General features: G+C 64.8%; 22 protein-coding genes, 1 tRNA gene and 1 pseudogene. 11 read left to right on the top strand and 13 right to left on the bottom strand.

Annotated elements, in window-relative coordinates; translation table 11 throughout:
- The 8 genes and pseudogenes from ACE3TQ_RS15420 to ACE3TQ_RS15385 all read left to right on the top strand — a co-directional run.
- Positions 1-223 (top strand): annotated as a pseudogene (locus tag ACE3TQ_RS15420) (ABC transporter ATP-binding protein); the annotation flags it as partial.
- A 5-nt stretch (positions 224-228) separates the two neighbouring features.
- Positions 229-1,125, top strand: coding sequence for a branched-chain amino acid ABC transporter permease (locus ACE3TQ_RS15415; protein WP_374583166.1), 897 nt, complete (start codon positions 229-231; stop codon positions 1,123-1,125).
- A gap of 3 nt (positions 1,126-1,128) precedes the next feature.
- On the top strand, positions 1,129-2,187 hold the full coding sequence (locus tag ACE3TQ_RS15410) for a branched-chain amino acid ABC transporter permease (RefSeq protein WP_374583164.1): 1,059 nt from the start codon (positions 1,129-1,131) through the stop codon (positions 2,185-2,187).
- 30 nt (positions 2,188-2,217) lie between these two features.
- A complete protein-coding gene (locus ACE3TQ_RS15405) occupies positions 2,218-3,522 on the top strand; it encodes an ABC transporter substrate-binding protein (RefSeq protein WP_374583163.1) in 1,305 nt (434 codons plus the stop codon).
- Between the two features lie 7 nt (positions 3,523-3,529).
- A complete protein-coding gene (locus ACE3TQ_RS15400; RefSeq protein WP_374583162.1) occupies positions 3,530-4,330 on the top strand; it encodes an ABC transporter ATP-binding protein in 801 nt (266 codons plus the stop codon).
- 2 nt (positions 4,331-4,332) lie between these two features.
- On the top strand, positions 4,333-4,686 hold the full coding sequence (locus ACE3TQ_RS15395; RefSeq protein ID WP_374583161.1) for an MmcQ/YjbR family DNA-binding protein: 354 nt from the start codon (positions 4,333-4,335) through the stop codon (positions 4,684-4,686).
- Positions 4,686-5,942, top strand: coding sequence for a phenylacetate--CoA ligase family protein (locus ACE3TQ_RS15390; RefSeq protein WP_374583165.1), 1,257 nt, complete (start codon positions 4,686-4,688; stop codon positions 5,940-5,942). The genes ACE3TQ_RS15395 and ACE3TQ_RS15390 overlap by 1 nt, the downstream gene beginning before the upstream one ends.
- A 95-nt stretch (positions 5,943-6,037) precedes the next feature.
- The gene (locus ACE3TQ_RS15385; RefSeq protein WP_374583160.1) at positions 6,038-6,619 is read left to right on the top strand and encodes a hypoxanthine-guanine phosphoribosyltransferase; all 582 of its coding nucleotides are present in this window, start codon (positions 6,038-6,040) and stop codon (positions 6,617-6,619) included.
- 9 nt (positions 6,620-6,628) lie between these two features.
- On the opposite strand, the gene ACE3TQ_RS15380 is transcribed toward ACE3TQ_RS15385, so the two are convergent.
- From ACE3TQ_RS15380 to ACE3TQ_RS15335, 10 genes are all read right to left on the bottom strand, one after another.
- Positions 6,629-8,062, bottom strand: a complete 1,434-nt coding sequence (locus ACE3TQ_RS15380) for an ATP-binding protein (RefSeq protein ID WP_374583159.1) — start codon at positions 8,060-8,062, stop codon at positions 6,629-6,631.
- Positions 8,055-8,768 carry a response regulator gene (locus tag ACE3TQ_RS15375; RefSeq protein ID WP_374583158.1) on the bottom strand — a complete coding sequence of 238 codons (714 nt, stop codon included), beginning with the start codon at positions 8,766-8,768 and terminating at the stop codon, positions 8,055-8,057. The genes ACE3TQ_RS15380 and ACE3TQ_RS15375 overlap by 8 nt, the downstream gene beginning before the upstream one ends.
- Complete coding sequence (locus ACE3TQ_RS15370; RefSeq protein WP_374583157.1) at positions 8,740-10,068, bottom strand: ABC transporter substrate-binding protein; 1,329 nt, start codon at positions 10,066-10,068, stop codon at positions 8,740-8,742. The genes ACE3TQ_RS15375 and ACE3TQ_RS15370 overlap by 29 nt, the downstream gene beginning before the upstream one ends.
- Positions 10,069-10,100: 32 nt before the next feature.
- Positions 10,101-11,447 carry a sugar MFS transporter gene (locus ACE3TQ_RS15365; protein ID WP_374583156.1) on the bottom strand — a complete coding sequence of 449 codons (1,347 nt, stop codon included), beginning with the start codon at positions 11,445-11,447 and terminating at the stop codon, positions 10,101-10,103.
- 61 nt (positions 11,448-11,508) lie between these two features.
- Complete coding sequence (locus tag ACE3TQ_RS15360; protein WP_374583155.1) at positions 11,509-14,085, bottom strand: TonB-dependent receptor; 2,577 nt, start codon at positions 14,083-14,085, stop codon at positions 11,509-11,511.
- Positions 14,086-14,180: 95 nt separating this feature from the next.
- The gene (locus ACE3TQ_RS15355) at positions 14,181-15,446 is read right to left on the bottom strand and encodes an ABC transporter substrate-binding protein (RefSeq protein WP_374583154.1); all 1,266 of its coding nucleotides are present in this window, start codon (positions 15,444-15,446) and stop codon (positions 14,181-14,183) included.
- 238 nt (positions 15,447-15,684) lie between these two features.
- Positions 15,685-16,644 carry an NAD(P)H-dependent flavin oxidoreductase gene (locus ACE3TQ_RS15350; protein WP_374583153.1) on the bottom strand — a complete coding sequence of 320 codons (960 nt, stop codon included), beginning with the start codon at positions 16,642-16,644 and terminating at the stop codon, positions 15,685-15,687.
- A gap of 85 nt (positions 16,645-16,729) precedes the next feature.
- Positions 16,730-18,274: a hypothetical protein gene (locus tag ACE3TQ_RS15345; RefSeq protein WP_374583152.1), complete on the bottom strand. Its 1,545-nt coding sequence runs from the start codon at positions 18,272-18,274 to the stop codon at positions 16,730-16,732.
- A gap of 93 nt (positions 18,275-18,367) precedes the next feature.
- Complete coding sequence (locus ACE3TQ_RS15340; RefSeq protein ID WP_374583151.1) at positions 18,368-19,276, bottom strand: MBL fold metallo-hydrolase; 909 nt, start codon at positions 19,274-19,276, stop codon at positions 18,368-18,370.
- 4 nt (positions 19,277-19,280) lie between these two features.
- Positions 19,281-19,496, bottom strand: coding sequence for a DUF1289 domain-containing protein (locus ACE3TQ_RS15335; RefSeq protein ID WP_374583150.1), 216 nt, complete (start codon positions 19,494-19,496; stop codon positions 19,281-19,283).
- Between the two features lie 67 nt (positions 19,497-19,563).
- Here ACE3TQ_RS15335 and ACE3TQ_RS15330 point away from each other — a divergent pair, with 67 nt between their 5' ends.
- The gene (locus tag ACE3TQ_RS15330) at positions 19,564-20,607 is read left to right on the top strand and encodes a PHB depolymerase family esterase (protein WP_374583149.1); all 1,044 of its coding nucleotides are present in this window, start codon (positions 19,564-19,566) and stop codon (positions 20,605-20,607) included.
- Here ACE3TQ_RS15330 and ACE3TQ_RS15325 read toward each other — a convergent pair.
- The gene (locus tag ACE3TQ_RS15325) at positions 20,537-20,812 is read right to left on the bottom strand and encodes a SemiSWEET family sugar transporter (RefSeq protein ID WP_374583148.1); all 276 of its coding nucleotides are present in this window, start codon (positions 20,810-20,812) and stop codon (positions 20,537-20,539) included. The genes ACE3TQ_RS15330 and ACE3TQ_RS15325 overlap by 71 nt on opposite strands.
- Complete coding sequence (locus ACE3TQ_RS15320) at positions 20,812-21,018, bottom strand: hypothetical protein (protein WP_374583147.1); 207 nt, start codon at positions 21,016-21,018, stop codon at positions 20,812-20,814. Before ACE3TQ_RS15320 ends, ACE3TQ_RS15325 begins: the two co-directional genes overlap by 1 nt.
- A 122-nt stretch (positions 21,019-21,140) precedes the next feature.
- Between ACE3TQ_RS15320 and argB the strand changes: the two genes are divergently transcribed.
- Both argB and ACE3TQ_RS15310 read left to right on the top strand, forming a co-directional pair.
- Positions 21,141-22,064, top strand: a complete 924-nt coding sequence (gene argB, locus ACE3TQ_RS15315; RefSeq protein ID WP_374583146.1) for an acetylglutamate kinase — start codon at positions 21,141-21,143, stop codon at positions 22,062-22,064.
- A gap of 39 nt (positions 22,065-22,103) precedes the next feature.
- Positions 22,104-22,178 (top strand) — tRNA-Thr (locus ACE3TQ_RS15310).
- A 6-nt stretch (positions 22,179-22,184) separates the two neighbouring features.
- Here ACE3TQ_RS15310 and ACE3TQ_RS15305 read toward each other — a convergent pair.
- The gene (locus ACE3TQ_RS15305) at positions 22,185-23,084 is read right to left on the bottom strand and encodes a TraB/GumN family protein (protein ID WP_374583145.1); all 900 of its coding nucleotides are present in this window, start codon (positions 23,082-23,084) and stop codon (positions 22,185-22,187) included.
- Between the last annotated feature and the right edge of the window lie 18 nt (positions 23,085-23,102).

Here is a 23,102-nt window from a genome sequence, read left to right as displayed (position 1 = left end):
CATGAACGTGGAAGAGAAGCAGGACATGTGCCGCTTCATCCTCGACGTGAACGAGCAGTTCGGCACCACCATCGTGCTGATCGAGCACGATATGGGCGTGGTGATGGATATCTCGGACCGCGTGGTGGTGCTGGACTACGGCAAAAAGATCGGCGACGGCACGCCGGACGAAGTCCGCACCAACCAGGATGTGATCGACGCTTACCTTGGAGTGGCCCACTGATGGATATGACCTTCTTTGCCGAAGTGCTGATCGGCGGCCTGCTGTCGGGCGTGATGTACGCGCTGGTGGCGATCGGCTTTGTGCTGATCTACAAGGCGTCCGGCGTGTTCAACTTCGCCCAGGGCGCCATGGTGTTCTTCGCGGCTCTGACCACGGTCGGCTTCATGGAAAAGTTCGGCCTTTCGCTTTGGCTGGCGATTCCGGCCACCATCCTGGCCATGGTCATCCTTGGCCTGGCCATCGAGCGCGTGGTGCTGCGGCCCCTGGTGAACCAGCCTGAAATCACGCTGTTCATGGCCACCATCGGCCTGGCCTTCTTCATCGAGGGGCTGGCGCAGCTGATCTGGGGCTCGCAGGTGCATAAGCTGGAAATCCCGATCGAGGACGTGCCGAGCGAGTACCTGATGGAGAAGTTCAACATCGTCATTTCCAAGTTCGACCTGACTGCCGCCGCGATCTGCGGCGTGATGGTGGCGACACTGGCGCTGATGTTCGCCAAGACAAAGATCGGCCGCGCCCTGCGCGCGGTGGCGGACGACCACCAGGCGGCGCAGGCGGTGGGCATCCCGCTGCAGCGCATCTGGGGCATCCTGTGGGCGGTGGCGGGCATGGTGGCCCTGGTGGCCGGCCTGCTGTGGGGCGCGCGCAATGGCGTGCAGTTTGCGCTGACCTTCATCGCGCTCAAAGCGCTGCCGGTACTGATCCTGGGCGGCTTCACCTCCGTGCCGGGCGCCATCGTGGGCGGCCTGATCATCGGCGCTTCGGAAAAATTGGCCGAAGTCTATATCGGCCCGCACGTGGGCGGCGGCATCGAAGGCTGGTTCCCCTACGTGCTGGCCCTGCTGTTCCTGCTGGTCCGCCCGGAAGGGCTGTTCGGCGAAAAAATCATCCGGAGGATCTGAGCGATGTTCTACCGCGAAGCAGGACAATTCAAAACCAGCTACGAAGCGGACGGCCAGATCCTGCCGATCCGCCAGGACCGCATCGCCTTGTTCACCATGCTGGCCATCGCGCTGCTGGTGCTGCCGCTGGCGGCCACGCCCTATATGCTGTCGGCCATCTTCATCCCCTTCCTGATTTTCTCGCTGGCGGCACTGGGCCTGAACATCCTGACCGGCTATGCCGGCCAGCTGTCGCTGGGCACGGCCGCCTTCATGGCGGTGGGCGCCTTCTCGGCCTACAACTTCGTGCTGCGCATCCCCGGCATCCCGCTGCTGCTGGCCTTCGTGCTGGGGGGACTGTGCGCCGCCATGGTCGGCATGGCGTTCGGCCTGCCCTCGCTGCGCATCCGCGGCTTCTACCTGGCCGCCTCCACGCTGGCCACCCAGTTCTTCGTGGTGTGGTGCCTGACCAAGATCGGCTGGCTGACGAATTACAGCTCCTCCGGCGTGATCACGGCGCAGAAAATGGAGATCCTGGGCTACGCCTTCGACACCCCGGCGCGCAAGTACCTGCTGGTGCTGGCGATCGTGGCGGTCATGGCCCTGCTGGCGAAGAACATGATCCGCTCCAATGTGGGCCGCTCCTGGATGGCGGTGCGCGACATGGACGTGGCGGCCGAGGTGATCGGCATCCGCCTGATGCGCACCAAGCTGCTGGCCTTTGCGGTGAGCTCCTTCTACTGCGGCGTGGCCGGCGCGCTGTACGCCTACGCCTACCTCGGCACCGTGGAGCCGGAAGCCTACAACCTGGACCTGTCCTTCCGCATCCTGTTCATGATCATCATCGGCGGCGTCGGTTCCGTGCTCGGCTCCTTCCTCGGCGCCGCCTTCATCGTGCTGCTGCCGGTATTCCTGAACATCCTGGCGCACGGCCTGGCCCTGCCCACCACCGTCGCCTCCAACCTGGAGCTGATGGTGTTCGGCGCCCTGATCATTTTCTTCCTGATCGTGGAACCCCACGGTCTGGCGCGTTTGTGGCAAATCGGTAAAGAGAAACTCCGCCTGTGGCCCTTCCCACATTAAGCGGACCAACTATAAACCTGGAGACATCACATGAAATCGCTCGTACTTGGACTTGCCGTAGCAAGCAGCATCGCCGCCAGCAGCGCATGGGCGCAGCCAGGCGACCAGTTCGTCGCCCTGCCCTCCTACCGCGTCGGCCCCTACGCGGCGGGCGGCTCCGGCTTTTATGGCGGCATCATTGACTACTTCAACCTGGTCAACGCCAACGGCGGCGTCAACGGCGTGAAGATCAGCTGGGAGGAATGCGAAACCGAGTACAACCCTTCGCGCGGCGTGGAATGCTATGAGCGCTTGAAAACCAAGAACGGCGGCGCCACCGTGGTCGAACCACTGTCGACCGGCATCGCCTACGGCATCCTGGACCGCATCCCGCAGGACAAGATCCCGATGACCACCCTCGGCTACGGCCGCTCGGACGCCGCCAACGGCAAGGTCTTCCCCTACGTCTTCCCGCTGATCTCCAATTACTGGAGCCAGGCCGCCGGCATGATCAAGTACCTGGGCGACAAGAGCGGCGGGATGGACAAGCTGAAAGGCAAGAAGATCGTGCACCTGTACCACGACTCCGCCTTCGGCAAGGAGCCGCTGCCGGTGCTGGAAGCCATGTCCGGCCAGTACGGCTTTGAACTGATCAAGATCCCGGTCGCGCCGCCGGGCAGCGAGCAGCAGTCGCAATGGCTGCAGATCCGCCAGGCCAGGCCTGACTACGTGATCCTGTGGGGCTGGGGCGTGATGAATTCCGTCGCCATCAAGACCGCGCAGCGCAACGGCTTCCCGCGCGACAAGATGCTGGGCGTATGGTGGGCCGGCTCGGAAGAAGATACCGTGCCATCGGGCGACGCCGCCAAGGGCTACACCTCGATGACCTTCAACACCCCGGGCAACTACCCGCTGCTGGACGAGCTGCGCAAGAAGATCTATGCCGGCGGCAAAGGCAACCTGGCCGACCAGACCCGCATCGGCTCGGTCTACCACATGCGCGGCCTGACCGCCGGCGTGATGTACGTGGAAGCCATGCGCACGGCGCAGGAGAAGTTCGGAAAAGGCAAGCCGGTCACCGGCGAGCAGTTGCGCTGGGGCCTGGAAAACCTGAACATCGACGAAGCGCGCCAGAAGGTGCTCGGCGTGCACAATATGTTCCCGACCGTGAAGACCTCCTGCGACGACCATGAAGGGTCGGGCGCCGTGAAAGTGCAGCAATGGGACGGCAAAACATGGAAGGCCATTACCCCGAACTGGGTGGTGGGCGATAAGGTCCTGCTGCGCAAGCTGGTGGACGAATCGTCGGGCAAGTACGCCGCCGAAAAGAAAATCACCCCCGCCTGCCTGAAGTGAGAAGCCAATGAGCTACCTGTCGGTGAATAACATCGAGGTCATATACGACCACGTGATCCTGGTGCTGAAGGGCGTGTCGCTGCAGGTCCCACAGGGCAAGATCGTGGCCCTGCTGGGCGCCAACGGCGCCGGCAAGTCGACCACCCTGAAGACCATCTCGACCCTGCTGCGCGGCGAGCGCGGCGACGTGACCAAGGGCGAGGTGCAGTTCAAGGGCGAGCGCATCGACCAGCTTACGCCCAATGAGCTGGTCAAACGCGGGCTGTCGCAGGTGATGGAGGGACGCCATTGCTTCGGCCACCTGACGATCGAGGAGAATTTGCTGACAGGTGCTTATACGCGCAGCCTTTCGCGCAGCGAGCTGAAAGAATCGCTGGACAAGGTGTACCACTACTTCCCGCGCCTGCGCGAGCGCCGCAACAGCCAGGCCGGCTACACCTCCGGCGGCGAACAGCAGATGTGCGCCATCGGCCGCGCGCTGATGGCCAAGCCTTCCATGATCCTGCTGGACGAGCCCTCCATGGGCATCGCGCCGCAGATCGTGGACGAGATCTTCGGCATCGTCAAAGACTTGAACGCGAAGGAAAACGTGTCCTTCCTGCTGGCCGAGCAGAACACCAATGTGGCGCTGCGCTACGCCGACTTCGGCTACATCCTCGAAAACGGCCGCGTGGTGATGGAAGGCGCGGCCAGCGAGCTGGCCAACAACGAGGACGTCAAGGAGTTCTACCTTGGCATGTCGGGCGCGGGACGCAAGAGCTTCCGCGACATGAAATTCTACCGCCGCCGCAAACGCTGGCTCGCCTAACCATGAATCTGAACAAAGCTAAAGAGTTCTGCCGCAGCCTGCCGGGCGTTACCGAAGACATCAAATGGGGCGACAACCTGGTGTTCTCGGTCGGCATGAAGATGTTCGCCGTGATGGATGACAACGCGAAGGCCAAGGCCATCGCGCTCAAAGTGGACGACGACCGCTTCCTGGAGCTGACCGACCGCCCCGGCATCATCCCCGCGCCCTACCTGGCGCGCATGAAATGGGTGCTGGTGGAAGACCTGGCCAAGCTGCCGGAGGCGGAGGCCAAAGCCATGGTCAAACGCTCGCACGAGCTGGTGTTCGCCAAACTGACCAAGAAACTGCAACGCGAGATTGAAGGAGCGGCATGATGGCCGAAACCCTCGACAGCCTTGAAACGCGCCCGCACGCCGAACGCGAACGCGACCTGATGCAGCGCCTGCCGCTGCTGGTGGCGCAGGCCCAGGCGGCCCCGGGATGGGCGCGCATCCTGGCCGGCATCGACGCGGCCAGCATCAACAGCCGCGCCGCCCTGGCGCAGCTGCCGGTCACGCGCAAGTCCGACCTGAAGACGCTGCAGGCGCAGGAGCGCCCCTTCGGAGGCCTGAACAGCACCCCGGCCGGCAAGCTGGGACGCATCTTCATGTCACCCGGCCCGATCTTCGACCCGGAGGGCCGCGGCACCGACTGGTGGCGCTTCTCGCGCCCGATGTACGCCGCCGGCGTGCGGCCCGGTGGCCTGGTGCAGAACTGCTTCTCCTACCACTTCACCCCAGCCGCCTTCATGGTGGAGGGCGGCGCCCAGCGCATCGGCTGCACCGTGATCCCGGCCGGCGCCGGCCAGACCGAGTTGCAGGTGCAGGCCATGGCCGAACTGCGGCCCGACACCTATATCGGCACACCCTCCTTCCTCAAGCTGATCATCGAGAAGGCGGCCGAGATGGGGGCCGACATCAGCAGCGTGAAACGCGCGCTGATGGGTGCCGAAGCCCTGCCCGAATCGCTGCGCCAGTGGTTCGCCGACCACGGCGTGCCGGAAGTGCTGCAAACCTACGCCTCGGCCGACGTGGGCAGCATGGCGTACGAAACGCGCAGCAACGGCAAGCTCAATCCCGGCATGGTGCTGGACGAGGACGTGCTGCTGGAGATCGTGCGCCCCGGTTCCGGCGACCCGGTGGCGCCGGGCGAAGTGGGCGAAGTGGTGGTCACGCTGTTCAATACCGACTACCCGCTGATCCGCTTCGCCACCGGCGACCTGTCGGCCGTGCTGCCCGACACCGCCCCCTCGCCTTGCGGCCGCACCAACACCCGCATCAAAGGCTGGCTGGGACGCGCCGACCAGACCACCAAGGTGCGCGCCATGTTCGTCCACCCGTCGCAGGTGCACGAGATCACGCGCCGCCACCCGGGCCTGGGCAAGGCGCGCCTGGTGGTGTCGGGAAAAATCGCCGACGAAGTCATGACGCTGCACTGCGAAACCGACGATCCCGCCATTGAATCGCAGGCCGCCGACATCGTCGCCAGCATCCGCGACATCACCAAACTGCGCGGCGAAGTGAAGTTTACGGCGCGCGGCAGTTTGCCAAATGACGGCAAGATCATCGACGATGTGCGCGATTACAGTTGAGATCAGGATGCCTGTGGTGTAAATCCAACTGTTTCTAGGGCAGGCGGCGGAATGGCGGGATAATTAAGCCATTCTTGACCTGCCGCAGAAACATCATGCAAGACTTTCACCACAACCGCGCGCGCGCCCTGCTCGAAAACGCGGAAGAACTCTACGACAAGGAAACGGTGCAAGCTGCGGTCAGCCGCATGGCCGCCGCACTCAACGACCGTTATGGCGACTCATCCCGACAGGAATTCCCGCTGGTGCTGGGCGTCATGGGCGGCGCCGTGGTCTTCACCGGGAACATCCTGCCGCAACTGACCTTCCCGCTCGAATTCGACTACATCCACGTCAGCCGTTACGGCGACGAAGACCAGGGCGGCAAAGTAGTGTGGAAAGTGGTGCCGCGACCGACCGTATCGGGCCGCACCGTCATCGTGCTGGACGATATCCTCGACGAAGGCGAAACCCTGGCCCACGTCAAGGAGCGCCTGCTGGAAATGGGCGCCAAGGAAGTGATCATCGCCGTCTTCTGCGACAAGGATATCGGCAAGGTGAAGCCGGTGAAGGCCGACCTGGTCGGCATCACCATCCCGAACCGCTTCGTGGTCGGCTTCGGCATGGACGCTTACGGCTACTGGCGCAATCTGCCGGGGTTGTGGGCCATCAATCCGGACGACCTGAGCTCGCGCTAGGCGGCAAGCTTAAAGCGGCAGCCGGATCACGGCATTCAGGCCGCCTTCCGGATGGTTGGCCAGCAGCAGCTGGCCGCCATGTCCTTCCACGATGCCGTTGGCAATGCCCAGGCCCAAGCCCAGGCCCGCGTCGTTGTGGGCGCGGCCATGGGACAGGCGCACATACGGCTCCAGCAGGCTGGCAATCGCCTCCTCCGGCACGCCGGGGCCGTGGTCGCGCACCGCGATCTCGATCCAGCCCGGCAGCGCGCGCACGCTGATCTCGGCGCGTTCACCGTAGAACAAGGCGTTATCCAGCAGGTTGCCGATGGCGCGCTTCAACGCCAGCGGCTTGGCGCGCACGGCCACGCCGCTGTCCTCGTAGGCCACGCTGTGGCCCGCCAGCTGGGCGCTGCGCACCAGGCGCCGGATCAGCGGGTCCAGCTTCACCTCCGTCGGGTTCTCGTGGATGTCGCTGTCCTTCACGCATTGCAGCGCGCCCTTCACCATCATGTCCAGTTCGTCCAGGTCTTCCTCGAACTCCTCGCGCAGCGCGTCGTCGTCCAGCAGTTCGGCGCGCAGCTTCAGGCGCGTGATCGGCGTGCGCAGGTCGTGCGAGATGGAGATGAACAGGCGCTCGCGGTCCTTGATGTACTTGGCGATGCGCTCGCGCATGGCGCCAAAGGCGCGCGCCGTGCTGACGATTTCGCGGCTGCCGGATGCTGGCAACGCCGGCGCCTGGTCATCCTTGCCGAACGCCTCCGCCGCCTCCGACAGCGCCGCCAATGGGCGCGTGATCGAGCGCACCATCAGGAAAGAGAGCAGCAGCAGGACCGCCAGCGACACGCCCTGCACCACCAGTTTGTCGCGCGACAGCGGGTCGTTACTGTTCAGGAAGTACGGGTTGGGCATCAGCGTGGCCAGGTAGAGCCAGTTGCCCGGCTCAAGCTCGGTCTGGATCACCAGGATCGGCGCCGGATCGGGCTTCAGCAGCAGGATATGGCGCACCCAGGCCTCCGGCAGGTCGCCGACGCGGATGCCGTCCGGCGACACGGCCAGCTGTTCGGGCCAGGCGAAGGCCAGGCGCAGGCGGCTTTCGCCGGCCAGGTCGGTGCGCAGCGTCGCTTCCAGCGCGGCCAGCGCCGTCTGCGCCAGCGGCTGCGGCGCAATCTGCTGCACTTCCACTTCGCCGCGGTTCAGCGCGACGTAGAAGCGCGTGCCGCCCATCTCGCGGAACTGCTGGATCAACAGGCTGCGGTAGCTGGGCGGCAGGCTGCGGAAGAAGCGGATCGAACTGGCGGCGCCCTGCCCCAGGTACTGCGCCGCCGACTTCACGTCGGCCTCGGTCTTGTCGCGCAGCTGCATGGTCCACAGCACGCTGCCAGCCACCTGCGTCAGCAGCAGGCCCGCCACCATCACCAGCGACAGCCGCGCCAGCAGCGACTGCGGCCAGATCCTACGCATGCGTCACCGTCACCGTGGCGGAGAATACGTAGCCGGCGCCGCGCACGGTCTTGATCAGCATGGGCTGCTTGCCGTCGTCGTTCAGGCGCAGGCGCAGGCGGCTGATCTGCACGTCCAGCGAACGGTCCAGCGGGCCGGCGTCGCGGCCGCGCGTTTCCTCGCACAGCTGGCTGCGGTCGAGCACAATGCCCGGGTGCTCGACGAAGTACTTCAGCAGCTGGAAATCGAGCCCGGTCAGCGCCAGCGGCACGCCCGCGCTATCGACCACGGTGCGCTCGGCCAGGTCCAGCGTGAAGCCGTTGAAATGGTAGGCGCGCACGGCCGGCGCAGCTTCCGCGCCGGCGCGGCGCAGGATGGCCTTGATGCGCGCCAGCAGCTCGCGCGGGCTGTAGGGCTTGGCGATATAGTCGTCCGCCCCCAGCTCCAGGCCGACCACGCGGTCGGTCTCGTCGGAACTGGCGGTCAGCATGATGATCGGCAGGTTGGAGCGCTTGCGCACGATGCGGCACAGCGCAAAGCCGTCCGTATCGGGCAGCATCACGTCCAGGATGACCAGCGACAGCTGCTCGGCATGCGCCTGCAGCTCGGCCAGGAAGCTCTCGCCATTATGCGAGAGGATTACCTCGTACTGGTTCTTCTCCAGGTAGGCCTTCAGCAGCAGCCTGGTTTTCTGGTCATCATCGACGATCAGGATCTTGCGCGCCATGGGTGCTTCCTTGTTTGTGTGATCGGGTGTTCAGGGTCCGCAGCAGGCCGGCCAGGCGCCGCTGGGTCTCCGCCGGCGCCATGCTGTCGTCCATGTAAAAGCGGTGTATCTCGGCGATGATGGCGTCGCGGCTTTCCTCATCCGCCGCCATGCGGTGCACCAGGCTGGGCGCCTGCGCTGCGGCGCCGCGCCCGAAAGCCCGCCACGAGGATCGCGCGCAGCTGTCCATCGCGGCCTGGCTGGCGTCGCGCCGCACCGGCACCGAGCCCTTGGCCGCGCTGTACTGCTGCTGCGCCAGCGGCGACATCACGGCTTTCGCCAGCTTTTCCTGCGCGCCCTGGCGCGAGTAGTCATTGACGAACATGGCCAGCGTGTCAACGCTGTACAGGTGGTAGTTGTCGGTGCCGGGCAGCGGCACGCAGGAGAAGTCGGCGTCGATCGCGTAGCCAAGCTCGCCCAGTTCGGCCTTGGCCCAATCGCCCATGACGAACATGGCCGCCTCGCCGCGCCCGAAGCGCTTCACGGCCTCGGTCCACGGCTGCTCCTCGGCCGGGTTGAGCATCCACGCCTTGGCGGCGCGCAGGCGCTGCAAGGCCAGCGCCAGGCGCACGTCGGCGGCGGCTTGCGGGCTTTGACGCACGAACAGCTCGCGGTAGTAATCCGGGCCGCCGCTTGCCAGCAGCAGGTTCTCGAACAACGTGGCAACCTGCCACGGCTCGCTGCTTTGCACGAGGGGCGCCACGCCTGCGGCACGCAGTTTCCGCGCGGCCTGCTCGAACTCGGGCCAGGTCGTCGGCGGCGCCAGGTTCAGGCGCGCAAACAGCTTGCGGTTGTAGAACAGGGTGTTGATGCGATGGATGCCGAGCGGCGCCGCCACCACGTGGCCGCGATGGCGCACCAGCTCGCGCACAGTGGGGAACAGCGCCTTGTTCCAGTTGCCGCTGTTGGCCACGCCGTCCAGCTCCAGCAGCAGGCCAAGTTCGGCCCATTCGCCGATGGAAACGCCGATGATCTGCGTGGCGTCCGGTGCATCGCCCGCCAGCACCCGGCTGCGCAGCACCTTGCCGGCGCCCAGCCCTGCCCCGCCGGGAATGGCGGCATCCTGCCAGGTGATGCCTTCGTCGGCCAGCCGCGCCGCCAATACTTTGGCGGCATGCCGTTCACCGGCCGAGGTCCACCAGTGCAGTACCTGCAGGGACGGCGCGCCCGCCGCCCGGCCCGGCGTCGGCAACAGCAGCAAAGGAAGTGAAAGCAGGCACGCCAGGCGCGCAACCTGCAAACGCCGGGAAAACTTGGGCACCTACTACTCCAGCAGATAACGATCTGGCAATTCTATCTCCATGACGTCATTTTGTGTCCTTTTACGGCATAGAACAGGATCAGGGCATAGCAAGGCAGCAGCAGCCAGTACGCCGCCTGCGAACCGACGTTGTCCGAGAAATGCCCGTACAGCATGGGCAGCAGCGCGCCGCCGGCAATACCCATGATCAGCAGCGCCGAGCCACTGGCGGTATAGCGCCCCAGGCCTTCCAGCGCCAGCGGCCAGATGGCCGGCCACACCAGGGCGTTGGCGAAGCCCAGCATGGCCAGGTACATCACGGTGTCCGGCACCGCCGGCACGCCGGCCCAGCCCAGCATGACCTGCGACAGGCCGCTGGCGGTCGCCGAGCCCTGGATCACGCCAAACGAAAAGACAATGCCGCAGACTGCCGACAGCAGCAAGGCCTGTTTCTGCGACAGCCAGCGCGGGATGGCCACGATGCCGACCACATAGCCCGCCACCATGAAAGCCATGGTGTAGGAAGTGAGCACGCCGAAGTTCTCCACGTGCAGGCTATGCCCGTACAGGCCGATCGTGTCGCCCGCGATCACCTCCACGCCGACATAGACGAACAGCGCCAGCGCCCCCAGCACCAGTTGCGGGAACTGCAGCACGCCCCAGCGCGAGGGGCCCGCCTCCTCCGCGGCCTGCTGCTCCGGGATTTCGCGCAAGGGCGAAAAGCGTACGACCACGGCCATGGCCAGCAGGCCGGCCGCCATCAGGCCGTAAGGCAGCACCAGGCGCTGCGCCAGCTGGCTGCGCAGCAGCGCGCCGTCGGCAGCGCTCATGGCGGCCAGCGCCGCGTCGGAGTAATTGCCGAAGTCCGACAGCATCATGCCGCTGAAGGCCAGCGGCACCAGCACGCCCGCCGTCTTGTTGAACAGGCCCATGATGCTGATGCGCATGGCCGCGCTGTCACGCGCGCCGATGCACACGATGTAGGGATTGATCGCGGTCTGCATCAAGGTCATGCCGCTGGCCAGGGTGAACAGCGCCAGCAGGAACATGGCGTAAGACGTGGCGCGCGCGGCGGGGATGAACAGCAAGGCGCCCAGCGCCATCACGGCCAGGCCGATCGACATGCCGGCGCGGTAGCCGGTGCGGCGCAAGACGGCGGCGGACGGCAGCGCCATCAGCGTATAGGCGATGTAGAAAGCAAAAGTCACCCAGAGTGACTGGAAGTTGTTGAGCTCACAGGCAATTTTGAGGAAGGGGATCAGCGATCCATTCAACCAGGTCGCGCAGCCGAGGATGAAAAACATCAGGCCAATGAAAGTCATGGCAACCACTACGCTGCCGCCCGCGACGGGTGGCGCGCCGGCCATTCCGTCCATCTCGAAGGTCTGTTCTTTTTGCATGTGAATCCAGAAGCGAAGAAGGGAAAGCCTCCCTCCGGCCGGAGGGAGGCGTTGCGGCAGGTCAGAACTTGCCGCGCAGGCCGACGCTGTAACGCGCGCCGTTCTCGTACACCCCGACCGGCAAGCCGTCCGTGGTGTTGGTGCGGATCAGTTCATTGTTCAGGTTCACGGCGCTGGCATAGATGCTGTACTGCGGGGTGATATCCCAGTTGGCGGTGGCGTCCCACTGGCCGTAAGCGCTGTTCACGTCCTGGCCGCCCTGGTTCAGGCCACCGTAGGACTTGGAACGGTAGTTGTACGACAGGCGCACGCTGTAGCTGTTCTTCTCGTAGAACACGCTGGCATTCAGCTGGTTCTTCGAGTTGCCGACCACGTTCAGGCGGCGGCCGCCGGCCAGCGCGCCGGCCTTGGCGTCGGTGTAAGTGAAGTTGACCACCGTGCCGAAGCCCGTGCTGCCGAAGGCTTGCTGCCACTGCAGCTCGATGCCGTTCACCTTGGCGCCATTGTCGGCGTTGTGCGGACGGGTCACCGGACGCTGCACGCCCGCCACATTCTCCATCGCCGTCGAGGTGTAGATGAAGGTGTCGAGCTTCTTGGCGAAAGCGGTGGCCGACAGCAGCGACGCGTCCGCAAAATACCATTCAGCGCCGATTTCAACCTGGTTGGCGTGGTAAGGATTAAGCAGCGGATTGCCGGCAGTCGCGGCGTTGGTGGTGCCGCTCACCTCCGTGCTGGCACTCAGGTCGCTGAAGGTGTTGCGGGCCATGACGCGCGAGGCGGCTGCGCGCAGCAGCAGGTCCTTGCGGAAGTCGTACACCACGTTCACGTTCGGCAGCACGTCCGAGTAGCTGCGCTTCACGCTGCCCAGCACGTAGTTGCCCTTGCCATCCAGGTCCTGGTAGGCCTCGGACGTCTGCTGGGTGCGCACCAGGCGCGCGCCAAAATCGCCGCGCCATTTGCCGCTGGCGAAGTCGGCACGCACATAGCCAGCCGAGATTTTCTCCTTGATGCGGTAATACTCGCCCTTCGCCTCCTTGTAGACCATGCCCTTGTCGTACATGGCGAAGCCCTTGCTCGAAGCCAGCGCGTCGTTGACCCACGCGAACTGCGTCAGCGAGCCGGCGGTGGCGGCTTCCTGGCTGATCAGGGGGGAGGCGCCGGTCGACAGGTCAGCCAGCGTGTACGAGATCCAGCCCGGGCTGCCCGGACCCACGGTGCCGATGGTGCGGCGGTTCTGCACCTTGTTGTCGCGGAATTTCAGGCCGGTACGGACCGACTTGATGAACGGGTTGTCCAGGTCCAGCGTCAGGTCGGCCTGGGCATACTTCTCCTTGCTCTCCATGCGGCGGATCCAGTCGCGCGCACCCTGCAGCGTCAGTTTTGTGCCGTCCAGCGGGCTCATATCGAGGTATTTCACCTCATAGGTATCCGGCGCGATGTTGATCGTGGCGCGCGTATTCCCGGTGAACCAGAAGTTGCGGTCATGCTCGCTGCCGCCGGCGCCGGAGGTGGTGCCGGCCTGCGCATGCAGCCGCCAGTTGTCGCCGTCGTACGTGCCTTCCAGGTCCAGCACCTTGGACTTCACATAGGCTTCGCGGTAGATCGGCTCGAAGGATACGCCGGTCACCGGGCCAACGGTGCCGCCCACCACCGACTTGCCACCATCCGAGTTGGAAATGAAGCGCGGGTTATCGATGCGGATGTTGTTCTGCGCATCGGCCAGGCCGCCGATCTGCCACAGGTAGTTCTGGTTGCTGTTGTCCATGCTCATATCGGAATTCATGTAATTCAGCGATATGTCGGATTGCGGGGTCGGGCGCAACTGCAAGGTGATGTTGCCGGTGGTGCGTTCGCGGTCCTGGCGGAAGATCGGCGTGCCGCCGCCCCAGGAGGCATATACATTCGGCGTCACCACGCCGTTCTGGTCGACGATGTTGTACTTGGTGGCGTCGGTGAAGTTTTCCAGGCCATCGCGGCGCATGGTGCGCTCCTGGCGACTCAGCGCCACCAGCACGCCGAAGGTCTTGGCTTCGTTGATCCAGTTCGCCATGCCTGAGAACTGCGGGTCGGTCTTCTTCGGCAGGTCGCTGTACGTTGCTTCCGCCGACACCTGCGCGGTGAACGGTTTCTTGAACTGCAGCGGCTTGCGCGTGCGGACGATCACCAGGCCGCCGATGCTGCCCTCGTCCAGGTCGGCCGAAGGGCTTTTGTACACATCCAGGCTGCCCACCAGCTCGGACGGCAGGATGTCGTAGTTGAAGCCGCGGCTTTGCGCATCGTTCTTCCACCAGTAGGCGGAAGCCACCGACTGGCCGTTCAGCTGCGTCATGTTCAGGTTCTTGTCGGTGCCGCGCACAAAGATATCGCGGCCCTCGCCCCAGGTGCGGTCGACCGAAATGCCGGGAACACGCTGCAGGGAATCGGCCACGTTCTTGTCCGGGAACTTGCCCAGGTCTTCCGCGCTGACAGAGTCCACCACATTCAGCGAATCGCGCTTCTCCGCCAGGTTGCGCTTCAGCGTCTCGCGGATGCCGCGCACTTCCACCGTCTGCAGCGCGTCGTTGTCGTCCGCCGCCTGCACATGCGGCAGTGCCAGCGTGCCGAACATCAGCGCGATCAACTGCGGTAGTCTCTTCATTCCAAGCCGTGCTCCACTCATTTCTTTTTCCTTATCTTTTCAAAGCGATGCAAAAAAATCCCCGGCGTACTCCCCATGCCGGGGCCAACACACTTTTAGGGGGAGTGTGATCCTTCCTGCTGCGGCAGATACCATTTCGAGAAACCGTTCTGGATGCGCGCCGCCGCCTCGCGCGCGCCCAGCTTGCCGTTCAGGACTTGCGCGTTCACCGACCACAGCTCGCTTTCCATGTTCGGCAAGCCGCGGTTCATGATCAGCGCATTCAGGCGGAAGTTCGAATCGCAGCTGTTGCGCCATGCGGCCATCTGCTTGGCCAGCGGGTCGCGCACCGCGATCAGGTGGTTCGACAGCGTGAAAAAGCCGATCACGCGGTTGGTGTACAGGTCGGCGAATTCCTGCGAGCCGAGCCAGGCCAGGAACTTGTAGGCGTCGGCCTTGTTGCGTGACTTGCGGTTGATGCCGATGCCGATATCCATATGGTCGGAAATCTGGCAGCGGTCGCCCGCGTGCTGCAGCGGCGGCGCAAACACGCCCAGCTCCAGCTCGGGGAACTGGTTGAAGTACGAGATGTCCCAGGAACCGGCCGGATAGATTGCCGTGCCGCCCTGGGCAAACTGCAGCTGCGCGTCGCGGTAAGCCTGCATCGGCGCCGCCTTCGGCAGGTAGGGCGCCAGGCGCGCCCCGAACTCAAAAGCGGCCACGAACGGCGGATCGGTGAACCTGGCTTTGCCGGCGATCAGCGCACGCCGCCCCTTCTCGCCGCCCCAGTAATTCGGGCCGATATTGGTAAACACCGTCTGGTGCGACAGCCATTCATCGGCCGTGCCCAGCGCCAGCGGCGCGTACTGGCTCTTGCGCACAGCCTCCAGCACGGCGAAGAACTCGGCCTCGGTGACGGGCGGCTGCAGGTTCAGCTTGCGGAAGATCTTTTTGTTGTACAGGAAGCCGTGGATCACCGATGCCACCGGCATGCAGAAGATGTCCTTGCCGTCGTCGGTCTGCCACGCCACCAGCGCGCCGGGGGCGAAGTTCTCCATACCGGCCTTGCCGTTCAGCTTTTCCAGGTAGCCGCGGCGGTACAGCAGCAGCGAGGTGTCGAACGGGCGGCAGGCCAGTACATCGCCGGCGGTGCCGTTGCCCAGGCGTGCCGCCAGGCTGGTGTCGTATTCCGTGGGCGCCGTGGGCGAGAACTTGACCGTGATGCCAGGGTGCTTGCGCTCGAAGGCCGGCAGCAGCACCGTCTCCCACAGCGCCTTGTCGTCAACGCGCCAGCTCTCCAGCACCAGGGTGCCGGCGCGCGCGAAGCCGGCGCAGGACAGCGCCAGTAACAATGCGGCACTCAGGATACGGCTGCTTGGCACGATGACGCCTCCACGGTGTGTTGTCGATCAGTAAATTCATGCTAGCACCGTGAAAAATGTGACGCCAGCGCGCGCCCTGCACGACAAGGCGCAACGCAAATCGTTGATTCTTATGAGGATTTTTAATGAAGGCGGGGGCCGCGCTTACAAAACTTTACAGAGCGGCGGCGGCGGCCCCGGATTGACGTGCGCGCCCGGCAAGGCGCGCTTACAAAACATTACGAAACGCGCGCATTTATTACGCAGGAAGCCCCAGGCGGGCGCGCGCAGCGTTGTATTCCGACTTCAAACGCTGCACCATTTCGGCGGTGGTCGGCACGTCGTGCATCAAACCGACGCCCTGCCCCGCGCCCCAGATATCGCGCCAGGCCTTGGCCGTGCCGCTGTTGAAGCTCATCTTGGTTTTGTCCGATTCCGGCAGGTTATCCGGATCGAGGCCGGCAGCCACGATGGACTTCTTCAGATAATTGCCATGCACGCCCGTGAACAGGTTGGTGTACACCACGTCCGCCGCCGACGATTCGATGATCGCCTCGCGATATTGCTCGGTGACGTTGGATTCCTGCACCGCCAGGAAACGCGAGCCGATATAGGCAAAGTCCGCACCCATGGCCTGCGCCGCCAGGATCGCATCGCCGGTCGCGATCGAGCCGGACAGCGCCAGCGGCCCATCGAAGAAGCGCCGCACCTCGCCCACCAGCGCGAACGGCGACAAGGTGCCGGCATGGCCGCCGGCGCCGCTGGCCACCAGGATCAGGCCATCGACGCCCGCCTCCAGCGCCTTCTGCGCGTGGCGGATGTTGATCACGTCGTGCAGCACGATGCCGCCGTAGCTGTGGATAGCATCCAACATTTCCACAGGCGGCGCGCGCAGCGAGGAAATGATGATCGGCACCTTGTGGCGCACGCAGACCTCCACATCGTGCTCCAGCCGCTCATTCGAGTGGTGCACGATCTGGTTCACCGCGATGGGACCGACGCGCACGCCAGGGTTGGCGGCCTGGTAGTCGGCCAGCTCCTTCTGCAGGTCGGTCAGCCAGGTATCGAGCAGCTCCTTGGGGCGTGCGTTCAGCGCCGGGAAGGAGCCGACGATGCCGGCTTTGCACTGCGCCGCCACCAGCGCGGGACCGCTGGCGATAAACATGGGGGAAGCGATGACGGGAAGGGACAGGTCTTGCAATACGGCTGGCAGGGTCATGGCACGGCCTTCGTATGAGAGGATGGTCAAAAGATTATAGGCCAGCCCCGGCGCGAATTCTTGCGAGGCCAGGCTCTAATCCGCCTCACGGCTTCCAGACCGCCGCCAGGGCTTTGATCTTGGTCCAGGCCGAGAGCCGTTCGTCCGACAGCGCGTCCAGGAAATCGGACAGGCGCTTGGACTTGGCCATGGTGTAGACCGTCAGCGCCGTGGTCACGCCAAAGACCGCGATGAAGAACCACAGCCGGCGCGACATGGGGGCATCGGCCTCGGCCAGCAGGTTCATGCCGAGGAAACCGGTGGTGATGGTGCCGATCATGCCGAAGATGGTGACCACCGTCAGCCGCACCACGGTGTTGGCCTGGCGCCGCAGGCTGTCCGCCTCCAGGTAGCCGTTCATGTCGGCCACGCGCGTTTTCACTTCAGCATAGGCGCGCTCCAGGTCCAGGTGCTGGCCGCACATGCGGAACAGTGCGCGGATCTGCTGCTGGTCCGAGATTTCGGTGAACCAGTAGCGGTGGGTGAAGCGCAGGAATGCCTCGAAAGCGTAGCGGATGCGGCGCTTGAAGGCGCGCACGCTGTCGGCGTCCGTCACCTGCAACTGCGTCAGCGCTTCCGCCAGGCGGTCGGAGAACATCAGCAGCGACGCCTTCTGCAGGTGCGCGATCATGAACAGCAGGAAGTGCTGGTGGCGGAATTGCGACAGCACGCCGCGCTCCTTGCAGCAGAAGAACTGCGAGTCGGCGTCGCCCACCACCACCAGCGCGTAGCCGCTGCAGATATAGCGCGTGTACGGCGCCGCCCCGGCGCTGCACCAGAAACGGTCGTAGAAAAAGCGCCGGTCGACGCCATCCGCCTGCACGCGCACCGCATCCCCCGCAGCGGCGGCCGGCGACGCGCCGGGCGGCGCCGCCAGCGTGCCCGCCATGGTGCCCAGCGCCGCAAAGTGCTCCGGCAGCAGCTCGCGCGGCCGCTCGACGGCCAGGTACGCCATCATCGGCATGCGGTAATACTCCACCTGGCGATAGCGCAACGGCGCGGCAACGCCCGGTGCATCGGGCGCCATCGGCTCCAGCAGGTAGCGCCAGTGGGAGGCGATACGCGGCGCCTGGTGGCGCACCACCTGGTCGATGAACGCCTGGCGTTCCTGCGCATCCGACTGCGCCAGGGTGCGGCCATCCGCATCCAGCCACTCGACACCGTGCATGCAATGCAGCGCGTTGCCGTCCCCATCCCAGCCGGCGGGATAGGCGCGGCCAAAACGGTAGAGCAAATCCTGGGCAGCATCGAACGGCAGGTCGCCGCTGCCCACTTCCAGCACCAGCAGCACGATATCGACGTCGAAGAAGAAATGCAGGCAGAGGTTGTGGACCTCCAGCACGCGCGGCGCCGCACCCGGCTGGGTCGTCACCCGCACCTGGGCAATATCCTTGCGGCGGAAGACGCGCCGCTGGCCGGCGCCGAACAGGAAGCGCTGCACATACGGCAGGAAGCTGACGAACTCCGTGTAGTAGCGCTCCTGGAAAGCGGCGCTGGCATCCTGGGCCGAGGTCACCTCGCGCCACGGCGACTGCGCCCCCAGCAGCTCCCAGGGCCGCGGGTGCGCCCGCTCAGCGCCCTCCGGCGGCATCAGCCGCAAAGGCCATAACAGAACCTGCCGAACATGCTTTACATGCGGGGATTGGGCGCTCATGCCCCCAGTATAGCCGAGCTTGTGTCTGGCTCAGCCGTCGTTCAGGAGGATATCGTTGTCGATGCGCGCGCTGCAGGCGCGCACCAGCTGTTTGACGGCCCAGGCGGCCAGCTCGCTGGCGCTCATGCCGAAGTGGCGGCGCGCCATATCGACCATAAGGGGAATCGATTCGAACAATGGGCCGGTCTCGGCCAGCGGCATGCTCTGGCGTTCGAGCAGCAGGAATTTGAGCAGCACCTTGACCGCGTATTCTGCATTGCGCTTGGGGTCGGCCGACAGGAAGTCGAGGCGGCGGCGGGCGCGTGCCAGGGCGGCTTGCACGTCTTCGAACACGGCGCCGTGGCCGGGGATGACGGTCTTCACATCGAGGCTGGCGATCAGGTCCAGCGTGGCGCCGGCTTCTTCAAACCCTCCGTCATCTTCCAGCTCGGGGAAGATGACGCCGAAGCCGTTCTGCCACAAAGCGTCGGCGGAAACCAGCACCTGTTCGGACGGGCAGTAATAGATCACGGAATGGGCATGGTGGCCGGGTGCGCCCAGCACTTGCCATTCGAGGTCGCCCAGCACCAGCGTCTCGCCCGGCGTGACCACGCCGTCGATGGTGAAGCGTTCGCATTGCTGGCCGGTGGCCTTGAAGCTGAGCGCCTGCTCGTCCCAGCGCCGCACCTTGTCCGCTTCGGCCTCGGGAACGAAGGTGTCGCAGCCAAAATGCGCCTGCAGCGCCGCATTGCCGCCGCAATGGTCGGAATGCAGGTGCGTGTTGTACAGCCGGTCCAGGTGGCGGCCGCGCAGGGCGTGACGCACCAGCTCCAGCGTCTGCTGCTTGTGCGTGACGTAGCCGCTGTCGATCATGGCCGCGTCGTGGCGGCCCAGCAGCAGCACATTGTTGGACGAGAGCCAGCCGCGTTCGAAAACGTGGATGGAGGGGTGTAGCTTCATTGCGTCAGTCAAAGTCGATCAGTTGCTCACGGCGGCGCAGCTCAGCCCACACGGCGCGCTTGTAGGCGTCGTCGGCGCGCGACCAGGCGACGATTTCGTCGATGGTGCGCAGGCAGCCTTCGCAAAAACCGGTATCGCGGTTCATTTTGCACAGGCTTACGCAGGGGGATGGCACGGGCGTCGCCAGTTCCGGCGCGCCTGGCGGCAGTTCAGTACTCATGGCCGCCATTTTACCGCAGTGCGGCAAAAGGCTTCCGAATAGTAAATTCGGCAACTTTGCTATACTGGTGGCGCACCACTACAACGACGAAGGCGAGGAGACACCCGACCAACCAGCCGCCGAGGTGCATATGAAGCTCGATCGCCATTGGTTCTCCCGCGCCCTGGGTTTGCTGGCGCGCAGCCGCCTGGGCCGGCCCGGCAGCGGCCAGCCGCAGTTCAGCAGCGGCGTCTTTCATTGCGGCGCCGGCAGCCGCGCCTACAAGCTGTATGTCCCTTCCTGCTACAACGGCCAGCCCATGCCCTTGCTGGTAATGCTGCACGGTTGCTCCCAGGATCCCGACGATTTCGCCGCCGGCACGCAGATGAATGCGGTGGCGGAGGAGCGCGGCTGCCTGGTGCTGTATCCGGCCCAGTCGCCGGAAGCCAACCAGTCACGCTGTTGGAACTGGTTCAGCGCCCTGGACCAGGAGCGCGGCCAGGGCGAGCCGGCCATCATTGCCGCCATGACGCGCGACGTCATGGCGCGCTACCCGGTGCGGCAAAGCCAGGTCTTTGTCGCGGGGCTGTCGGCCGGCGGCGCCATGGCGGTCATCGTCGGCACCCTGTATCCGGACCTGTTCGCGGCGGTGGGCGTGCACTCAGGCCTGCCGTTCGCGGCGGCACGCGACCTGCCCTCCGCCCTGTATGCCATGCGCCTGGGCGCAGCCGGCGCGCGCGCGGCGCAGACAGCCGGCCAGCCGATCATCGTTTTCCACGGCGACCGGGACAACACCGTGCACCCCGCCAATGGCGAAGAAATCCTGGCGCAGGGTTTGCGCAGCCACCCGCAGGGCGGGCGCGCCAATCCGGCCACGCTGGCCGGCCGCGTGCCGGATGGCCATGCCTTCACATTGAAAGCGCACTGGCTGGAGGACGGCTCGCCGCTGGGCGAGCATTGGGTGATCCACGGCGCCGGCCATGCCTGGTCCGGCGGCAGCGCGCAAGGCAGCTATACCGACCCGCGCGGGCCGGATGCCAGCCGCGAGATGATGCGTTTCTTCAGCGCGGCGCGCAACGGCGCGCAAAATGCCATTTCATCGCCAGCACGCACAGGGCCAGCAGCAGGGTGATGCCGTTCGCCAGCACGACCGGCCAGGCCTGCAGCTGCAGGCCGTACAGCAGCCAGAGGAAAACGCCGAAGGAAAAGAACAGGTACATGCCGGTGGAGATGCCGTCGGCATGTCGCTGGCGCCAGACCAGCAGCACTTGGGGTACAAAAGCGAAGGTGGTGCAGAAGGCGGCTATAAAGCCGAGCAGTTCGGGGTCGGGCAACATCAGGGGGCTTTCAGGGCGGCGATATGGCTGCGCAGGCAGTCGGGGCACCAGCAGCCGACGGCGGCCTGGCCCGGCAGCGGCACGGCCGGCGGCAGCAGGGTACACCAGCACGGCGTCTCGCCAGGGGCGCCGGTGGGCTGCTGGCCGGGCGGCGCGTCCGCCATGGCGCAGTGGAATTCGGCGCCGCAACGCTCACAGGTGCTCATATCATCATTGCAATCATGCGTAGGGATCAAGTCCAGCCTAACGGATCAAACAGGAAATTACAACTCGATTGGCCCTATAATGCGCACCATCGACCTTAAATCTAATTTTGTGGGACCCCGCCATGACCAACCTGCCAGCCACCGACCCGGATATGTCCACTGACCTGAGCGGCGTAACGCCCCAGGTCAAGGCCCAGATCCTGGCCGAGGCGCTGCCGTACATCCGCAATTACCACGGCAAAACCATCGTCATCAAATACGGCGGCAACGCCATGACCGAGGAGCGCCTGAAGCACGGCTTCGCGCGCGACCTGATCCTGTTGAAACTGGTGGGCATGAACCCGGTCGTGGTGCACGGCGGCGGTCCGCAGATCGACAACGCGCTGAAAAAGATCGGCAAGCAGGGCACCTTCGTGCAGGGCATGCGCATCACCGACGAAGAAACCATGGAAGTGGTGGAGTGGGTGCTGGGCGGCGAAGTGCAGCAGGACATCGTGATGCTGATTAACCACTACGGCGGCCAGGCCGTGGGCCTAACCGGCAAGGACGGTGGCCTGATCCGCGCCCGCAAGATGGCCATGCCGGACAAGGAAAAACCAGGCGAGTTCCTGGACATCGGCTTCGTCGGCGAGATCGAGGCGATCAACCCGGCGGTGGTGAAAGCCCTGCAGGACGATGCCTTTATCCCAATTATTTCGCCGATCGGCTTCGGCAAGGATGGCCAGGCTTACAACATCAACGCCGACGTCGTCGCCGGCAAGATCGCGGAAATCCTGAAAGCGGAAAAGCTGATCATGATGACCAACATCGCCGGCGTGCAGGACAAGAACGGCAAGCTGGTGACCGACCTGTCGGCGCGCGAAATCGACGAAATGTTCGCAGACGGCACGATTTCGGGCGGCATGCTGCCGAAAATCTCGTCCGCGCTGGACGCCGCCAAGTCCGGCGTGAACACCGTTCACATCATCGATGGCCGTATCGAACACAGTTTGTTGCTGGAAGTCTTGACGGAACAGGCTTTTGGCACTATGATCCGGTCTCACTAAATTTTTTGGCGACTTTCAAAGGTCGCCAAAAACGTGAATGCCCTTGTAGCTCAGTGGTAGAGCACTCCCTTGGTAAGGGAGAGGCCACGTGTTCAATCCACGTCAAGGGCACCATTCTCTCTAGTAGATCCGCTCTACTTTCACGCCACGCTGGCGCAGCAGTTCCGCAACATTCCCCGATCCAACCAGATGCAGTGTGCCGATAGCGGCAAAGCTGTGCTGTTCCTTTTTCATCATTTCCACGATACCGTCGGCCAGCACGGGATTGCGCTCGTTCAGCAGCACCTGTTTCATGAACTTGCCGGAGAAAGTCTGGTCGCTTTCCACTTCGCGCGCCAGCGCCTCGAATTTGGCGGCATCGGCCGAAGCCCAGGCATCCAGCAGGTCGCGCGGCTGCACGCCCTGCCTGGGGTTTTCCAGGGTATCCAGGCTGTCCTCCAGGAAGCGCGCCTGGTCGCGCACCGTCAGGCGGCCGAACAACGCTGCCTGGCCGCCGATCGATTCCAGCTCCACCACGCGCTTCTTCTGGCCGTGCGCCAGGCGCGCCAGCTGCAGGTCGACGCCCAGTTCGGGGCCGTAGCCCAGGCTGCGGTATTCGCCGATGGTCAGCATCATCACCACCAGCCACGGCTTCATCGGCGCCACCGCCTCCGGCGTCAGGCCGTGCTTCTTCAGCATGCGCTCCAGGCGCGGGCGGTATTCGGCGCGGATATCGGTCATGGCGCTGCCGCTGCCGGGCGCGTACAGGCCGAACTCGCGCATGACAGCCATCGAACGCGCAGGATCCGCCGTGGGGTCGATCTCCAGCGCGACCGCGGTGGCGCGCTCCAGGGCCTGCGTCACGCGCGATTCGAGTGGATAAAACTCCTTCTTGCCGACGTGGATGGTGCCGAACAGCCAGGAGGTATTGCCCGCGTATTCCAGCTTGTACAGCGCGCCGCGTGCCGGCGCCTCCTGCGCCCCGGCGCCGGCGGCCAATCCAAGCAGCAGGCAAAACATCACTATAATCATGCGTCGCATAGTTCCTCCTCGATGAAT

Source organism: Pseudoduganella sp., assembly GCF_041914865.1.
GTDB lineage: Bacteria > Pseudomonadota > Gammaproteobacteria > Burkholderiales > Burkholderiaceae_D > Rugamonas.
Note: the sequence above shows the minus strand (reverse complement) of the source record. Positions and strands in the feature narration are given on the sequence as shown.

What these genes read in the sequence shown, in the direction of transcription:
- ACE3TQ_RS15400 (WP_374583162.1), top strand. Translation starts at nt 3,530, where the DNA reads ATGAGCTACCTGTCGGTGAATAACATCGAGGTCATATACGACCACGTG.
- ACE3TQ_RS15395 (WP_374583161.1), top strand. Translation starts at nt 4,333, where the DNA reads ATGAATCTGAACAAAGCTAAAGAGTTCTGCCGCAGCCTGCCGGGCGTT.
- ACE3TQ_RS15320 (WP_374583147.1), bottom strand. Translation starts at nt 21,018, where the DNA reads ATGAGCACCTGTGAGCGTTGCGGCGCCGAATTCCACTGCGCCATGGCG.
- ACE3TQ_RS15345 (WP_374583152.1), bottom strand. Translation starts at nt 18,274, where the DNA reads ATGCCGCCGGAGGGCGCTGAGCGGGCGCACCCGCGGCCCTGGGAGCTG.
- ACE3TQ_RS15365 (WP_374583156.1), bottom strand. Translation starts at nt 11,447, where the DNA reads ATGCAAAAAGAACAGACCTTCGAGATGGACGGAATGGCCGGCGCGCCA.
- ACE3TQ_RS15335 (WP_374583150.1), bottom strand. Translation starts at nt 19,496, where the DNA reads ATGAGTACTGAACTGCCGCCAGGCGCGCCGGAACTGGCGACGCCCGTG.
- ACE3TQ_RS15380 (WP_374583159.1), bottom strand. Translation starts at nt 8,062, where the DNA reads ATGCGTAGGATCTGGCCGCAGTCGCTGCTGGCGCGGCTGTCGCTGGTG.
- ACE3TQ_RS15385 (WP_374583160.1), top strand. Translation starts at nt 6,038, where the DNA reads ATGCAAGACTTTCACCACAACCGCGCGCGCGCCCTGCTCGAAAACGCG.
- ACE3TQ_RS15305 (WP_374583145.1), bottom strand. Translation starts at nt 23,084, where the DNA reads ATGCGACGCATGATTATAGTGATGTTTTGCCTGCTGCTTGGATTGGCC.
- ACE3TQ_RS15340 (WP_374583151.1), bottom strand. Translation starts at nt 19,276, where the DNA reads ATGAAGCTACACCCCTCCATCCACGTTTTCGAACGCGGCTGGCTCTCG.
- ACE3TQ_RS15390 (WP_374583165.1), top strand. Translation starts at nt 4,686, where the DNA reads ATGGCCGAAACCCTCGACAGCCTTGAAACGCGCCCGCACGCCGAACGC.
- ACE3TQ_RS15415 (WP_374583166.1), top strand. Translation starts at nt 229, where the DNA reads ATGACCTTCTTTGCCGAAGTGCTGATCGGCGGCCTGCTGTCGGGCGTG.
- ACE3TQ_RS15360 (WP_374583155.1), bottom strand. Translation starts at nt 14,085, where the DNA reads ATGAAGAGACTACCGCAGTTGATCGCGCTGATGTTCGGCACGCTGGCA.
- ACE3TQ_RS15410 (WP_374583164.1), top strand. Translation starts at nt 1,129, where the DNA reads ATGTTCTACCGCGAAGCAGGACAATTCAAAACCAGCTACGAAGCGGAC.
- ACE3TQ_RS15405 (WP_374583163.1), top strand. Translation starts at nt 2,218, where the DNA reads ATGAAATCGCTCGTACTTGGACTTGCCGTAGCAAGCAGCATCGCCGCC.
- argB (WP_374583146.1), top strand. Translation starts at nt 21,141, where the DNA reads ATGACCAACCTGCCAGCCACCGACCCGGATATGTCCACTGACCTGAGC.
- ACE3TQ_RS15375 (WP_374583158.1), bottom strand. Translation starts at nt 8,768, where the DNA reads ATGGCGCGCAAGATCCTGATCGTCGATGATGACCAGAAAACCAGGCTG.
- ACE3TQ_RS15325 (WP_374583148.1), bottom strand. Translation starts at nt 20,812, where the DNA reads ATGTTGCCCGACCCCGAACTGCTCGGCTTTATAGCCGCCTTCTGCACC.
- ACE3TQ_RS15350 (WP_374583153.1), bottom strand. Translation starts at nt 16,644, where the DNA reads ATGACCCTGCCAGCCGTATTGCAAGACCTGTCCCTTCCCGTCATCGCT.